Genomic DNA, 13,968 nt, shown 5'->3' on the forward strand with positions numbered 1-13,968 from the left:
CCGGCGGAGATGATCGGCGCGTCCGGGCAGACCGCCGGCGCCGTCCCCGTGCTCGCGCGGGCCCACCACGGCTCCGTGTCCAAGGACCAGCGCGCCATCATCGAGGACGACCTGAAGTCCGGCCGCCTGCGGTGCGTCGTCGCGACGAGTTCGCTCGAGCTCGGCATCGACATGGGCGAGGTCGACCTGGTCGTGCAGGTCGAGGCCCCGCCGTCGGTCGCCAGCGGCCTGCAGCGCGTCGGCCGCGCCGGGCACCAGGTCGGGGAGATCTCCCGAGGGGTCCTCTTCCCGAAGCACCGCGCCGACCTCGTGCACAGCGCCGTCACCGTCGAGCGCATGGTGTCCGGGCAGATCGAGTCCATCTCGGTGCCCGCGAACCCCCTCGACGTCCTGGCGCAGCACACCGTCGCCGCCGGGGCCGTCGACACCCTCGACGTCGAGCACTGGTTCGAGCTCGTGCGCCGCAGTGCCCCGTTCAGCGGCCTGCCCCGCTCGGCGTTCGACGCCACGCTCGACCTGATCACGGGGCGGTACCCGAGCGACGAGTTCGCCGAGCTCCGTCCCCGCCTGGTCTGGGACCGCGTCCACGGCACGCTCACCGGGCGTCCCGGCGCACAGCGCCTCGCCGTGACGAGCGGTGGCACGATCCCCGACCGCGGCATGTTCGGGGTGTTCATGGTCGGCGAGAAGGCATCCCGCGTCGGCGAGCTCGACGAGGAGATGGTCTACGAGTCCCGCGTCGGCGACGTCTTCGCGCTCGGTGCCACCAGCTGGCGCATCGAGGAGATCACACACGACCGCGTGATCGTCAGCCCGGCGTTCGGGCAGCCCGGCCGGGTGCCGTTCTGGAAGGGCGACGGCATCGGGCGCCCCGCCGAGCTCGGGCGCGCGACCGGGGCCTACATCAGGGAGGTCGAGTCCGCCTCCGACGCCGATGCCCGTGCCCGGGTGTCCGCCGGTGGACTCGACGAGCGTGCCGTCACGAACCTCCTGACCTTCCTGCGTGAGCAGCGGGCTGCCACCGGGCACGTGCCGAACGACACCACGCTCGTGGTCGAGCGCTTCCGCGACGAGCTCGGCGACTGGCGCCTGATCCTGCACTCCCCGTACGGCATGCAGGTCCACGCGCCGTGGGCCCTCGCGGTCGCCGCACGGCTCCGCGAACGGCACGGCATCGACGGCGACGCGATGGCCGCGGACGACGGCATCGTGGTGCGCATCCCCGAGACCGACGCCGAGCCGCCCGGGGCCGACCTGTTCGTCTTCGAGCGGGACGACCTCGAGGCCGTGGTCACGGACGAGGTCGGCGGTTCGGCCCTGTTCGCCGCACGGTTCCGCGAGTGCGCCGCCCGCGCGCTGCTGCTCCCCCGCCGCGACCCGGGCCGACGCTCCCCGCTGTGGCAGCAGCGGCAGCGGGCGTCCCAGCTGCTCGAGGTCGCCCAGAAGTACCCGACCTTCCCGATCGTGCTCGAGACCGTGCGCGAGGTCCTGCAGGACGTCTACGACGTGCCGGCGCTGCTCGGCATCGCGGACGAGATCGCCCGGCGCGGCATCCGGCTGGTCGAGAGCGAGACCGCGACCCCGTCTCCCTTCGCCCGCTCGCTGCTGTTCGGGTACGTCGCCGCCTTCATGTACGAGGGCGACTCCCCGCTGGCCGAACGCCGGGCAGCGGCACTCTCGCTCGACTCGACGCTCCTCAGCGAGCTGCTCGGTCGCGCGGAGCTCCGCGAACTGCTCGACCCGGCCGTGATCGCGTCGACCGAGCAGGACCTGCAGCGGCTCTCGCCGGACCGCCGGGCCCGGGACACCGAGGGCCTGGTCGACGTCCTGCGCCTGGTCGGTGCGATCGACCTCGACGAAGCCGTCGACCGCAGCTGGCTCGCCACGGCGACGGACGAGGAACGCCCGGCCGCGCGGGAGACCCTGCGCACCACGCTCGAGGCACTCGAACGTGACCGCCGGGTCCTGTCGTTCTCCCACGCCGGGGCCACCCGCTGGGCCGTGATCGAGGACGCCGCCCGGCTCCGCGACGCCCTCGGGGTCCCGCTGCCGATCGGCGTCCCCACCGCGTTCATCGAACCCGTCGCCGACCCGCTCGGCGACCTGGTGGGCCGGTACGCCCGGTCGCACGGGCCGTTCGCCGCGCAGGACGCCGCCTCGCGCCTCGGACTCGGCATCGCCGTCGTGCAGGACACCCTGCGCCGTCTGGTCGCCGACCGCCGCCTGGTCGAGGGCGAGTTCCGCCCCGACCGCCAGGGCGCCGAGTGGTGCGACGCCGAGGTGCTGCGCCGGATCCGCACGCGGTCACTCGCCGCGCTCCGGCACGAGGTCGAGCCGGTCTCCCCGGACACCCTCGCCCGGTTCCTGCCCGCGTGGCAGCACGTCCGCACGCCCGGCACCCGCGGCGGTCTGCGCGGGATCGACGGTGTGCTCCAGGTCATCGACCAGCTCGCCGGCGTCGCCCTGCCCGCCAGCGCGTGGGAGTCCCTCGTCCTGCCCGTCCGGGTGTCCGACTACGCACCGAGCATGCTCGACGAACTCACCGCCACCGGCGAGGTCCTGTGGTCCGGCGGCGGCACCCTGCCCGGCAACGACGGCTGGGTCCGGCTGCACCTGGCCGACACCGCCGCGACGACGCTCGCGGAACCCTCGGGCGACGAGACCACCGAGCTGCAGCGGGACGTGCTCGGCGCCCTGGCCGGCGGCGGCGCGTACTTCTTCCGGCAGCTCGGGCAAGCCGTCGGCAGCACCGACGACCAGGCCCTGACGACGGCGCTCTGGGACCTGGTCTGGGGCGGGCAGATCACGAACGACACGTTCGCGCCGCTGCGGGCGATGCTCGGCGGACGCGCCAAGAGCACCACCGCGCCGCGCACCCGGGCCTACCGCGGTCGTCGTCGCCCGACGCTGCCGACGCAGTCCGGGCCGCCCAGCGTGGGTGGCCGCTGGTCGCTGCTGCCGCTCGCCGAGGCCGACGCCACCGTGCGGGCGGCAGCCACGGCGGAACAGCTGCTCGAGCGGTACGGCGTGGTCACCCGAGGTGCCGTGCAGGTCGAGGGCGTCCGGGGCGGGTTCGCCGGCGTGTACCGGGTCCTCGCTCGGTTCGAGGAGTCGGGTCGGGCACGCCGCGGGTACTTCATCGAGGGCCTCGGGGCGGCGCAGTTCGCGACCAGCCCGACGATCGACCGCCTGCGCACCTACGCCAGGGACCTCGACGAGGACGAGCGCGCCAACCCCGACCGGGTGCGCGAGGTCATCACCCTGGCAGCGACCGACCCGGCGAACCCGTACGGGGCGTCGCTGCCGTGGCCGACGGACGGGGAGATGGCGGACCCCGACGGTGCCGAGCCTGCCGCCGGCACGGCCGCCGGTTCCGCCGTCGCTGTTCCTCGCGCTTCCGCGGAACCGGTCGCGAAGACCGCGCGCGGGCACCGGCCCGGGCGGAAGGCCGGCGCCCTGGTGGTGCTCGTCGACGGCGAACTCGGCGTCTACGTCGAGCGCGGCGGCAAGTCGGTGCTGACCTTCACCGAGGACCCGGCCGACCTCACCGCGGCCGCGACCTCGATCGCCACGACCGTCCGGAGCGGACTCGGCAAGCTCTCGGTCGAACGCGTGAACGGCGTCTTCGTGCTGGAGTCCCCGTTCGGCGACGCCCTGCGCGCTGCCGGCTTCACGGCGACACCGCAGGGGGTGCGGCTCCGTGCCTGAGGGCGACACCGTCTACCGCGCCGCGCACCGCCTGCACACGGCGCTGGCCGGCAAGGTCCTGACGCGCAGTGACTTCCGCGTGCCGGCGTACGCCACGCTCGACCTGGTCGGCCGGACCGTGGACGAGGTCGTGCCCCGGGGCAAGCACATCCTGCACCGGATCGGCGACCTGACCGTGCACTCCCACCTGAAGATGGAGGGCCGCTGGGACGTCTACGCGCCGGGCGACCGCTGGCGTCGTCCCGCGCACCAGGCCCGGGCCGTGCTCGACGCCGAGGACGTCTCGACCGTCGGCTTCACCCTCGGGGTGCTCGAGGTCGTGCCCCGCGACCAGGAGTCCGAGATCGTCGGGTACCTCGGACCGGACCTGCTCGGGCCCGACTGGGACGCCGCCGTCGCCGAGGCGAACCTGGTCGCCGACCCCGCTCGGCCGATCGGTCTCGCGCTGCTGGACCAGCGGGTGCTCGCGGGCCTCGGGAACGTCTACCGGAACGAGCTCTGCTTCCTCCGCGGCGTCCTGCCCACCCGGCCGGCCGGCGAGGTCGAGGACCCCACGCGGATGATCGCCCTGGCGCACCGGCTCATCCTGACGAACCGCGACCGCAGCGCCCGCGTGACGACGGGCGTCGACCGGCCCGGCCGCCGCTTCTGGGTCTACGGCCGCGAGCGCAAGCCCTGCCTGCGCTGTCGGACGCCGATCCGCCGGGGTGAGCTCGGCGAGTCCGACCTGACGCTGCGCGACACCTACTGGTGCCCGCGCTGCCAGTCCTGACGGTTCCGTCGACTCCGGCCGGGGTCAGACGGCGGCGGGCCGGTCCTCGACGGGACGACGACGGAGCGCTGCCGTCCTGATCACCGGCGGCTCGTACTGCTGGTCGAGCCGCCCGACGTCGGTGCCCGGCGGGACGATGGCGTCGAGGCGGTCGAGCACCTCGTCGGAGAGCACCACGTCGGCACCGGCGAGCAGGTCGTCGAGCTGCTCCATCGACCGCGGGCCGATCAGCGCGCTCGTCACGCCCGGGTGGGCGATCGCGAACGCCAGGGCCAGGTGGGTCATCCGGATGCCGGTCTCCTCGGACAGCGCCACGATCTGCTCGACGGCGTCGATGCGCCGCTCGTCCTGGTTGTGGCGGAACATGCCGACGCGCGCCAGGTCGCTGTCCTGGCCCTTCCGGAACCGCCCGGTCAGCATCCCACCGGCGAGCGGGCTCCACACGAGCGTGCCCATGCCGTACCGCTGGGCGACCGGCAGGACCTCGCGCTCGATGCCGCGGTTGAGGATCGAGTAGGTCGGCTGTTCCGTGCGGAACCGCTCGAGGCCCCGACGCTCGGACGTCCACTGCGCCTCGACCTGCATCGACGCCGGGAAGTCCGACGTACCGATCATCCGCACCTTGCCGCTCCGGACCAAGTCGGTGAGGGCGGACAGCGTCTCCTCGAGGTCGACCGTGTCGTCCGGACGGTGCGCCTGGTACAGGTCGAGGTGGTCCGTCTGCAGGCGGCGCAGGGAGCCCTCGACGGCACGCATGATCCACCGGCGCGAGTTGCCCTGCCGGTTCGGGTCGTCGCCCATCGGCCCGTTGAACTTCGTCGCGAGGACGACGTCGTCGCGTCGGCCCTTCAGCGCCTTGCCGAGGAGCTCCTCCGACCCGCCCTGCGAGTAGCGGTCGGCGGTGTCGATGAGGTTGATGCCGGCGTCGAGCGCGCGGTGCACGATCCGGATCGAGTCCTGTTCGTCGCCGTTGCCGATGCGGCCGTCGGTGCCGAGCATCATGGCGCCGAGGGCGAACGGGCTGACCTGGACGCCGGTGGTGCCGAGGGTGCGGTACTGCATGGGTTCCTCCTGTCGATGGCGTCCCGAGTCGCGGTGCCGTATCGTGGGCCGAACTGGAACGTCCTTCCGGAACTATACGGAAAGCGGTTCCGTTTACGCAAGACCCCGTTGTCCGACCCGTCGACCAGGAGCCCCATGCGCGCCGACGCCCGCCGCAACCTCGACGCCCTGACCGACGCCGCGAAGGCCGTGTTCGCCAGCGACGGTGTCGACGCTCCCGCGAAGGTGATCGCCGATCACGCCGGGGTCGGTGTGGGGACGCTGTACCGACACTTCCCCCAGCGCTCAGACCTGGTGGTGGCGGTCTTCCGGAACGCGGTCGAGGCCTGTGCCGACGCCGCGGACGACCTGGCCGCCGCGCACGCTCCCGACGAGGCCCTCGCGCTGTGGCTCCAGCGGTTCACCGAGTTCGTCGCGACGAAGCGGGGGCTCGCCGCCGCACTGCACTCGGGCGACCCCGCGTTCGAGGCGCTGCCCGCCTACTTCATCGGCCGCCTGGGCGACGCCCTGACGCGGCTGCTCGACGCCGCTGCGGCCGCCGGCACCATCAGCGCCGACGTCGACGCACCGCAGCTCCTGCGCGCGGTGGGCGACCTGTGCCACGGCTCGCCCAGCCCGGAGCAGAGCCAGCGCATGGTCGCCCTGCTCGTGGACGGCCTGCGCTACCGCGCCACCGCCTGACGCCCACCGGACGCCGGCGGGTGCAGCCGCTCGGCCGCAGTCGCCCGCACCGCGTCGGTCACCCGCTCCAGCAGCGGGGACGCCAGGTTCCACCGCTGCCACCAGAGCGCGACATCAGCCCGACGACCGGGCGTGAGCTCGACCAGGGCGCCCTGCTCCAGGGCATCCAGACACTGGGCCTCCGGCAGGAGACCCCACCCGAAGCCGAGCGTCACCGCGCGGGCGAAGTCCGCCGACGTGGGCACGAAGTGGCGAGGACCCCGGGGCGCGTGCCCGACGACCCGGCGCAGGAAGCCCTGCTGCAGGTCGTCGTCGTGGTCGTAGTCCACGAGCGGCACCCGGTCGAGCCGCTGCAGCATCCGCCGCTCGGAGTCAGCGCCGCTGAGGTACCGCTCGACGAACGCCGGCGAGGCCACCGCGCGGTAGCGGTCGATGCCGAGCGCCACGGACGAGCAGCCCTGCACGGGATCGGACTCCGCCGTGACCGCCGCCGTCACCGTGCCGGACCGCAGGAGCTCGGCCGTGCGGTCCTGGTCCGCTCGGTGCAGGTCGAAGACCACCTCGGTGTCACGACGGACCACCGCCAGGGCGTCGAGGAACCACGTGCCGAGCGAGTCGGCGTTCACCGCGAGCGGGATCGAGGGGACACGGTCTCCGTCGTCGGTCGCCGCTCCGCCGAGGTCCCGCGCCGTCTCCTCGTCGAGCAGGCGGGCCTGCCGGGCGTGCCGCAGCACGACGGTGCCGTCGGCCGTCGGCACGATCGGCGTCGTCCGCTGCAGCAGGACCCGGCCGACGAGCTGCTCCATCGCCTTGATCCGCTGCGAGACGGCGGACGGGGTGATCGACAGCGCGCGGGCCGCGGCGTCGAAGGTCCCGAGGTCGACGGCCGTCAGCAGTGTCTCGAGGTGTTCACGCTGGAGGCGGAGCATGAGCCGAGCTTACGGCCCGACAGGAACGTGAGCTGTCCTACACGCGCAGGATCTCCTACGGTCGACCTGTGACCGTCCTGCTCCCCGCACTCTCCGGCCTCGGCACCGGACTCGCCCTCATCGTGGCGATCGGCGTGCAGAACACGTACCTGCTCCGGTTGGCCGTGACCGCTCGCGTCCGGGTGGTGGCGGCAGCGGTGCTGGTGTGCGCGGTGTCGGACGCGCTGCTCATCCTGGCCGGGGTGCTCGGCGTCGGGGCCGTGGTCGAGCGGTTCCCCGCGGCGCTCGTCGTGATCCGGTACGTGGGGGCCGCGTTCCTGCTGACGTACGGGGTGCTGGCGGCGCGACGGGCGCTGCGCCCGTCGGGCGATGCGATCCGGGTCGCGGCCGAGGACGACGGGGTCGCCGTGGTGGGGGTGGGAGCGGAGCGTGTGCGCACGACCGTGGCGACCGCGTCGGTGCCGCAGCCGACGGGGCGGAGCCGGCCCGAGCCTCCAGGCCGGAACAGCCGGAACAGCCGGAGCAGCCCGAGCAGCCCGAACAGCCCGAGCAGCCGGACGGGACCCGCCATGCGCACCGCGGTGCTGACCATGCTCGTCTTCACGTGGGCGAACCCGCACGTCTACCTGGACACGCTGGTGTTCCTCGGGTCCGTGGCGAACCAGCAGGGCGTCGACGACCGCTGGTGGTGGACGGTCGGCGCGGTGGCGGCGAGCTGCCTGTGGTTCGGGGCGCTGGGGTTCGGCGGGCGGCTGCTCCGACCGCTGTTCGCGCGGCCTCTGACCTGGCGGGTGTTCGACGGGTGCGTGGCCGTCGTCATGCTCGTGTTCGGCGTGCTGCTGGTCGTCGGCGCCTGACGGCGCGCGCCGCGAACCGAACCGCCTGCCGCCGCGACCCGTCGCCCACCGCACCGGGAAACGGTCACAGCACCACGCGATCGCGCGGTGCTGTGTCCGGAACCCGGTGCAGTGCGTCCGCGGGCCCCTACTGCTCCCGGCGACCCACCCGGCTGTGGCTGCGGCTGTACCCGAAGTAGATCGCGAAGCCGATGACGAGCCAGACGACGAAGCGGAGCCAGGTCTCGACCTCGAGGTTGAGCATCAGCCAGAAGCAGAGCACGGCGGACAGGATCGGGATCACGGGCGACCACGGCACACGGAAGGACCGCGGTGCGTCCGGGCGCGACTTCCGCAGCACGATGATGCCGATCGACACGAGCACGAAGGCCGAGAGCGTGCCGATGTTGATCAGGCCCTCGAGCTTCTCGACCGGCGTGAACCCGGCGAGCACCGCCACCACGATCCCGGCGATGAGCTGCACCCGGACGGGCGTCTGCGTCTTCGGGTTCGTGACCGAGAACCAGCGGGGCAGCAGCCCGTCGCGGCTCATCGAGAAGACGATGCGGGACAGGCCGAGGAGCAGCACCATCACGACGGTGGTCAGGCCGATGAGCGACCCGATCGCGATGATGCCGGCGGCCCAGGGCAGTCCGACGATGTCGAAGGCGGAGGCCAGGGACGGGGCGTCCTCCTGCGCGAGCTGCTTGTACGACACCATGCCCGTGATGACGATGCTCACGCCGACGTAGAGCAGCGTCACGATGCCGAGGCCGATGAAGATGCCGCGGGGCAGGGTCTTCTGCGGGTTCTCGGTCTCCTCGGCGCTGGTGGCGACGACGTCGAAGCCGATGAACGCGAAGAAGACCAGCGACGCGGCGGCGAGCAGCCCGAAGACGCCGTACTGCGCGGGCTCGGACCCCGTGGCGAAGGAGACGAGCGACTGGGTCCAGACGCTGCCCTCCGGGCCCTTCGACGGCTCGGCGGCGGGGATGAAGGGCGTGAAGTTCGCGGCCTTGACGAAGAACGCGCCGACCACGATGACGAAGAGGACGATCGCGACCTTGATGACGGTGATCACCGCGGACACGCGGCTGGACAGACGGGTGCCGAACGCGAGCAGCGCGGTGAAGACGCCCACGATGAGCACCGGGCCCCAGGTGAAGCCGATCGGCCCGATCGCGATGGTGCTCGGCAGGGTGATGCCGAACACGTCGAACGCGGTGCTGAGGTAGATGCCCCAGTACTTCGCGATCACGGCGCTGGCCGTCAGGGTCTCGAGGATGAGGTCCCACCCGACGATCCACGCGAGCAGCTCGCCCATGGTGGCGTACGTGAAGGTGTACGCCGAGCCGGCGACGGGGATGGTCGAGGCGAACTCGGCGTAGCACATGATCGCCAGCCCGCACGTGACGGCGGCGAGCAGGAACGACACGATGACGCCGGGGCCGGCGAAGTTCGCGGCGGCGTTCGCACCGACCGAGAAGATGCCGGCACCGACCGCCACGGCGATGCCCATCGCGGCGATGTCGAAGGTCTTCAGGGAGCGCTTGAGCGAGCGGCCCTGTTCGTCGGCGTCGGCCAGCGAGGCCTCGATCGACTTCGTGCGGAGCAAGGATGCCATGGGGTCGTTCCCGTCATCGGCTGGCGTGGGACCCCGGAAGCGTAGTGGTGTCCCGACGCGGGGCGCAAACAGGTGACATGGGCGGGATCGTGCGCGGCCGCGGCCCGGCCGGTGGCCGTCTCCACCCGGACGGGAGGCTCGGCCCGGCTCAGGCGGACCGGCGCCAGTCCGCCAGGAACCGGGCTCCGGCCTCGTCGTGGATGACGCCGTCGGGAGCGGTGAGGACCGGGTACGGCGTCACCGGGACCCCGTCGGCCGGACGGACGTCGACGTGCGCCACGTCGTGGCCGTTCGCGTGCAGCCAGTCGGCCATCGCGTAGTCACTGCGGGAGTCGCCCATCGTGCGCCACGTCAGCGGGAGCTCGCCGTCCTCGGCCAGGAGCTCGAGCGAGCGCTCGGCGCCCATGTCCTTGCCGCTGCGGTCCGACTCGACGTCGGTGGAGATGATCGTGGGGTCGATCCGCCACTGCACGGCGCCGGACGCGTCGGGGCGGACGTCGTCGAGCCGTCGCACACCGAGGCCGCGCCGCACGAGTGCCGCCATCGCCTTCGCGTCGAACTCGGGCTGTCGTGCCAGGTACGTGGCGTTCGGGACCTCGACGCGCTGCTCGATCGACACCATCGCGCGCTTGGTCTCGTCGAAGAACACCAGGTCGGCGTACTCGTCGCGGACCAGCTCGCGCATCTCGTCGGCGTAGTCACGCGGGAGCGCCAGGTCCTCGGCGACGGTGACGTCGCCCATGCCGTCCTCGTACTGCGGGCCGATCGAGCACCAGACGGCGCCCTTCTCGCACACGGCGTGCACGCGGCCGCCGGGGGCGAGGCCACCGGCGAGCAGGGGTCCGACGACCTGCTCTCGGATGAAGGCGTCGCTCCGACCGGTGTTGAACACGACCGGGATCCCCTCGGCGGCGAGCGCGATGAGGTCGTCGATGATGCTGGGGATCGCGATGGTGCGGGAGACGGGACTGGCGATGGGGCCGTCGACGTCCAGGAGGAGTCCGAGTCGGGGTGCGCTCACGGGTCCATCCTCGCAGCACCGTGGGCCGCGGTGGGCGTCCGCCGCGGGGTCAGTGCTGCGCCGTCCGGACGCGGTCGAGCAGGGCGGCGAGGGCCTCGGCGTCGGGGACGTGCCCCTGCCCGGGGACGACGGTGTGGTCGGATCCCGGGATCGCCTCGGCCGCGGCACGGGCAGCGGGACCCATCCAGTCCGGGGACTCGGTGCCCGAGGCGACGAGCACGGGGACGCCGACCGAGGAGAGCACCCGCTCGGGGATCGCGAGACCGTTGAGCATGCGGACGTCCCGCGGGAGCACGTGCGCGTCGGCGAGCAGGGCACGCCACAGCGCCGGCTTCAGGCGGACGCCGGCGATCTGCCCCATCGGGATGCCGAGCACCTGCGCCAGGAACGCCCGCACGGCGGCACCACGGCGACCGGCCGCGACGTGTTCGTCGAGCGTGTCTGCGAAGACGACGTCCTCGGCGTGGGGGTCGACGCTCGCGCGGTACGGCGGTTCCCACAGCAGGGCGCCGTCGAGGGGGACGCCGGCCGCGATGCCGTGCAGCACCACGCCCACGCCGACGCAGACCCCGAGGCCGGTGACCGGTCCGTCGACGCTCTCGACGACGGCACGGAGGTCGTCGGACTCCCGCTCGATCGTCCACGGGTCGGTGTCGCCGCTCGCGCCCCGGCCACGACGGTCGTACGTGACGACCGTGTGCCGTTCCGCGAGGACGCGGGAGACGGCCTGGATGTACGGGGTGCCGCGGTGGTCGAACGCACCGGCTGCCACGACGACGGCGGGGCCGCTGCCCGCCTCGGTCACCGCGATGGGTGTGCCGTCGGCGGAGGTGACCGTTCGGTCGACGGGAGCGTGCATGGGGTCCTTCGAGGTGTGTCGACGAGGCTGCGTCGGGCCCTCGACTGGGCCGTGCGGATGTCGGTGGTCCGAGTGTGACAGTTCGCAAACGGTACGTCTCCCCCCGCTTCCAGGGGCAGACGTACCGCTCGGCCCCTCGACGCGGGTGGTACCGCGGGCTCAGCGCTGGACGAGCGCGGTGGTGCCCACGGCCTCCCGTTCGAGCAGGGAGCGCTTGACGTCGAGCCCCCACGCGAACCCGCCGAGTGAGCCGTCGGACCGGAGGACCCGGTGGCACGGCACGAACAACGCCGGGGCGTTCCGGGCGCAGACGCTCGCCGCCGCCCGCACGGCGTCCGGTCGGCCCATCGCCGCCGCGAGCTCGGTGTACGTCAGGGTCGACCCCGCGGGGATCAGGCGGAGCTGCCGCCAGCCCTCGGTCGAGAGCTCGGTGCCGACCTGGCGCACCGGGACGTGCATCGCCGGTTCGATGTCCCCGGCGTAGAAGGCATCGACAGCCTCGGCTGAGGACACCGTGCCCGTGGACACGTGCGCGGGCCGGTGCTGCGCGGGGATGCGAGCCAGGATGCGGTCGAACGAGTCGGTCCAGCCCGAGGCGAGCACGCGCCCCTGCAGGTCTTCGAGCACGGTGAAGGACCCGTCGGGGGTGTGGAGTGTGGAGATCACGGCGTCGGTCATGGGGTGTCCTTCCGGGAGTTCGTGTGGGCGGCACGAGCGGCTGCCGTCGCGCGGTCGACGATCGGCCGCCAGCAGTGCATCGTGAGGTAGCTCCGCCAGGGCGCCACCTGCTCCGACCATAGGGAGAGCTCACGCGCCCCACCGGGCAGCCCGAGTTCCTGTGCACCGTTCCGCACGGCGAGGTCGCTGTGGAGGAACACGTCCGGGTGGTGCCGGACCCGGAGCGCGACGTAGTCCGCCGTCCACGGCCCGATGCCCTTGACGGCGAGGAGCCCGCCGCGGAGCTCGTCGAGCGACTGTCCGCCGTGCACGACCAACGAACCGTCGGCCAGTGCCCCCGCGACCCGGATGATCGTGTCCACGCGGGCAGCCGGCCCGCGCAGGACCTCGTGTCCCGACGCGGCGATGACGGCGGCGGACGGGAAGAGGAGTCCGTCCTGGGCGATCGCCGCGGGCGCCGGAGCTCCGAGCGCCGCGACCAGCCGCGTCTGCGCCGTCCGGGCAGCTGCGACGGACACCTGTTGGCCGATCAGGGTACGGAACACGATCTCGTGCGCGTCCACCGCACCCGGCAGTCGGAGCCCTGGGACACGGGCGACGGCAGGGGCCAGCGCGGGCACGGACCCGAGGACGGCGTCCACCGCGACCGGGTCGGCGTCGAGGTCGAACAGCGCCCGCACCCGTGCGACGAGCGTCGGCAGGTCGCCGAGGTCCGTGACCCGCACGGTCAGGTCGATGCCGGCCCTGGGGCCGGCCGCGTCGGCAACGGCGGCCGACGCGCGGAACCAGCCAGGGCCTCCCGGCAGGTCGACGAGCCGCTCGTAGGCGATGACGACACCGGCATCGGAGGTGACCACCCGCTCCAGGCCGGCGAGAGCATGCAGTGCGTGCCAGTCGAGCAGGCCCTGCGCATCGAACGGCGCGCGTGCCGGCAGGTGCACGTGCAGGCCGCCGTCGGGGGCGGGGAGCTCGCGACGGCGGGCGCGGAGTGCCGTCGGGGTGAGCGCGAAGACCTCGCGCACGGTGTCGTTGAACTGGCGCACGCTCGTGAAGCCCGCGGCGAAGGCGACGTCGGCGATCGGCAGGTCGGAGGAGGTCAGCAGCGTGCGTGCGGTCTGCGCACGGTGCGCCCGGCTGAGGGCCTTCGGTCCGGCGCCGAGCTCCTCCGTCAGGATGCGGCCGAGCTGTCGTTCGGAGTAGCCGACGCGTGCGGCGAGGCCGGGCACGCCCTCCCGCTCGACGACGCCGTCGAGGACCAGGCGCATGGCGCGGCCGGCGACGTCCTCGCGCAGGTCCCACTCGGGGCTGCCGGGGGTCGCTTCGGGCAGGCAGCGCTTGCACGCGCGGAAGCCGGCGAGGTGTGCCGCGGCGCTCGTCCGGTAGAAGGTGACGCCCGTCGAGCGCGGGGTGCGCGCGGGGCAGCTCGGCCGGCAGTAGATGCCCGTCGAGTGCACGGCGGTGACGAACTGGCCGTCGAACCGGGCGTCGCGCGAGGCGGCGATGCGGTGGCGCTCGGCGTGCAGCGCGTCGGGGTCCGGGGTGGCCATGCCGTCAGCCTGACACGGGCCACCGTCACGGACTGGCGGGAATCGGACGGGGCGGTGGCGGTCGCGTCGCGCGTCGCACGTCGCACGGTGCGCGGGCGTCCGCCCGGTGCGAGGTTGGCCACTCGGTGCGGTGCGATGAACTCGCACGGAGTGGTCGAGCTCGCACGACTCCGGGCAGTGGCGCGGTGCTGTGTCCTCGGCGCGGTTCGGCCAAGCGCACCGTGCCGGACGGGAGGCTCGGTTACGGTCGT

The 13,968-nt window shown here is 73.2% G+C and carries 11 protein-coding genes; 4 read left to right on the top strand and 7 right to left on the bottom strand.

The features are described 5' to 3' along the window. Both OXR63_RS03465 and OXR63_RS03470 read left to right on the top strand, forming a co-directional pair. The coding region (locus OXR63_RS03465) for an Lhr family ATP-dependent helicase (RefSeq protein WP_267420093.1) at positions 1-3,708 on the top strand (3,708 nt) is incomplete at its 5' end. Further along, positions 3,701-4,480 (top strand): DNA-formamidopyrimidine glycosylase family protein, encoded by a 780-nt coding sequence (locus OXR63_RS03470; protein ID WP_267420094.1) that lies wholly within the window; start codon positions 3,701-3,703, stop codon positions 4,478-4,480. The genes OXR63_RS03465 and OXR63_RS03470, both read left to right, overlap by 8 nt. 24 nt (positions 4,481-4,504) lie before the next feature. On the opposite strand, the gene OXR63_RS03475 is transcribed toward OXR63_RS03470, so the two are convergent. Beyond that, positions 4,505-5,542, bottom strand: coding sequence for an aldo/keto reductase (locus OXR63_RS03475; protein ID WP_267420095.1), 1,038 nt, complete (start codon positions 5,540-5,542; stop codon positions 4,505-4,507). A gap of 135 nt (positions 5,543-5,677) precedes the next feature. Between OXR63_RS03475 and OXR63_RS03480 the strand changes: the two genes are divergently transcribed. After that, on the top strand, positions 5,678-6,223 hold the full coding sequence (locus OXR63_RS03480) for a TetR/AcrR family transcriptional regulator (protein ID WP_267420096.1): 546 nt from the start codon (positions 5,678-5,680) through the stop codon (positions 6,221-6,223). On the opposite strand, the gene OXR63_RS03485 is transcribed toward OXR63_RS03480, so the two are convergent. After that, positions 6,205-7,152: a LysR family transcriptional regulator ArgP gene (locus OXR63_RS03485; protein ID WP_267420097.1), complete on the bottom strand. Its 948-nt coding sequence runs from the start codon at positions 7,150-7,152 to the stop codon at positions 6,205-6,207. The two genes, OXR63_RS03480 and OXR63_RS03485, sit on opposite strands and share 19 nt — an antisense overlap. Before the next feature lie 68 nt (positions 7,153-7,220). Here OXR63_RS03485 and OXR63_RS03490 point away from each other — a divergent pair, with 68 nt between their 5' ends. Next, the gene (locus OXR63_RS03490; protein ID WP_267420099.1) at positions 7,221-8,009 is read left to right on the top strand and encodes a LysE/ArgO family amino acid transporter; all 789 of its coding nucleotides are present in this window, start codon (positions 7,221-7,223) and stop codon (positions 8,007-8,009) included. Between the two features lie 127 nt (positions 8,010-8,136). On the opposite strand, the gene OXR63_RS03495 is transcribed toward OXR63_RS03490, so the two are convergent. The 5 genes from OXR63_RS03495 to OXR63_RS03515 form a co-directional block, all read right to left on the bottom strand. Next, a complete protein-coding gene (locus OXR63_RS03495; RefSeq protein ID WP_267420100.1) occupies positions 8,137-9,612 on the bottom strand; it encodes an APC family permease in 1,476 nt (491 codons plus the stop codon). Between the two features lie 148 nt (positions 9,613-9,760). Further along, positions 9,761-10,633, bottom strand: coding sequence for a hypothetical protein (locus tag OXR63_RS03500; protein ID WP_267420101.1), 873 nt, complete (start codon positions 10,631-10,633; stop codon positions 9,761-9,763). A 49-nt stretch (positions 10,634-10,682) separates the two neighbouring features. Next, positions 10,683-11,492 carry an alpha/beta fold hydrolase gene (locus tag OXR63_RS03505; protein ID WP_267420102.1) on the bottom strand — a complete coding sequence of 270 codons (810 nt, stop codon included), beginning with the start codon at positions 11,490-11,492 and terminating at the stop codon, positions 10,683-10,685. Between the two features lie 159 nt (positions 11,493-11,651). Next, a complete protein-coding gene (locus OXR63_RS03510; protein WP_267420103.1) occupies positions 11,652-12,170 on the bottom strand; it encodes a methylated-DNA--[protein]-cysteine S-methyltransferase in 519 nt (172 codons plus the stop codon). Further along, the gene (locus OXR63_RS03515) at positions 12,167-13,717 is read right to left on the bottom strand and encodes an AlkA N-terminal domain-containing protein (RefSeq protein WP_267420104.1); all 1,551 of its coding nucleotides are present in this window, start codon (positions 13,715-13,717) and stop codon (positions 12,167-12,169) included. Before OXR63_RS03515 ends, OXR63_RS03510 begins: the two co-directional genes overlap by 4 nt. Positions 13,718-13,968: the final 251 nt, after the last annotated feature.

Source organism: Curtobacterium sp. GC_Cur_3 (assembly GCF_026544205.1).
Taxonomy (GTDB): Bacteria; Actinomycetota; Actinomycetes; order Actinomycetales; family Microbacteriaceae; genus Curtobacterium.

Excerpts from the sequence above, each read along its gene's own strand:
- OXR63_RS03485 (WP_267420097.1), bottom strand. The coding sequence starts at position 7,152 with ATGCTCCGCCTCCAGCGTGAACACCTCGAGACACTGCTGACGGCCGTC.
- OXR63_RS03505 (WP_267420102.1), bottom strand. The coding sequence starts at position 11,492 with ATGCACGCTCCCGTCGACCGAACGGTCACCTCCGCCGACGGCACACCC.
- OXR63_RS03515 (WP_267420104.1), bottom strand. The coding sequence starts at position 13,717 with ATGGCCACCCCGGACCCCGACGCGCTGCACGCCGAGCGCCACCGCATC.
- OXR63_RS03480 (WP_267420096.1), top strand. The coding sequence starts at position 5,678 with ATGCGCGCCGACGCCCGCCGCAACCTCGACGCCCTGACCGACGCCGCG.
- OXR63_RS03510 (WP_267420103.1), bottom strand. The coding sequence starts at position 12,170 with ATGACCGACGCCGTGATCTCCACACTCCACACCCCCGACGGGTCCTTC.
- OXR63_RS03475 (WP_267420095.1), bottom strand. The coding sequence starts at position 5,542 with ATGCAGTACCGCACCCTCGGCACCACCGGCGTCCAGGTCAGCCCGTTC.
- OXR63_RS03495 (WP_267420100.1), bottom strand. The coding sequence starts at position 9,612 with ATGGCATCCTTGCTCCGCACGAAGTCGATCGAGGCCTCGCTGGCCGAC.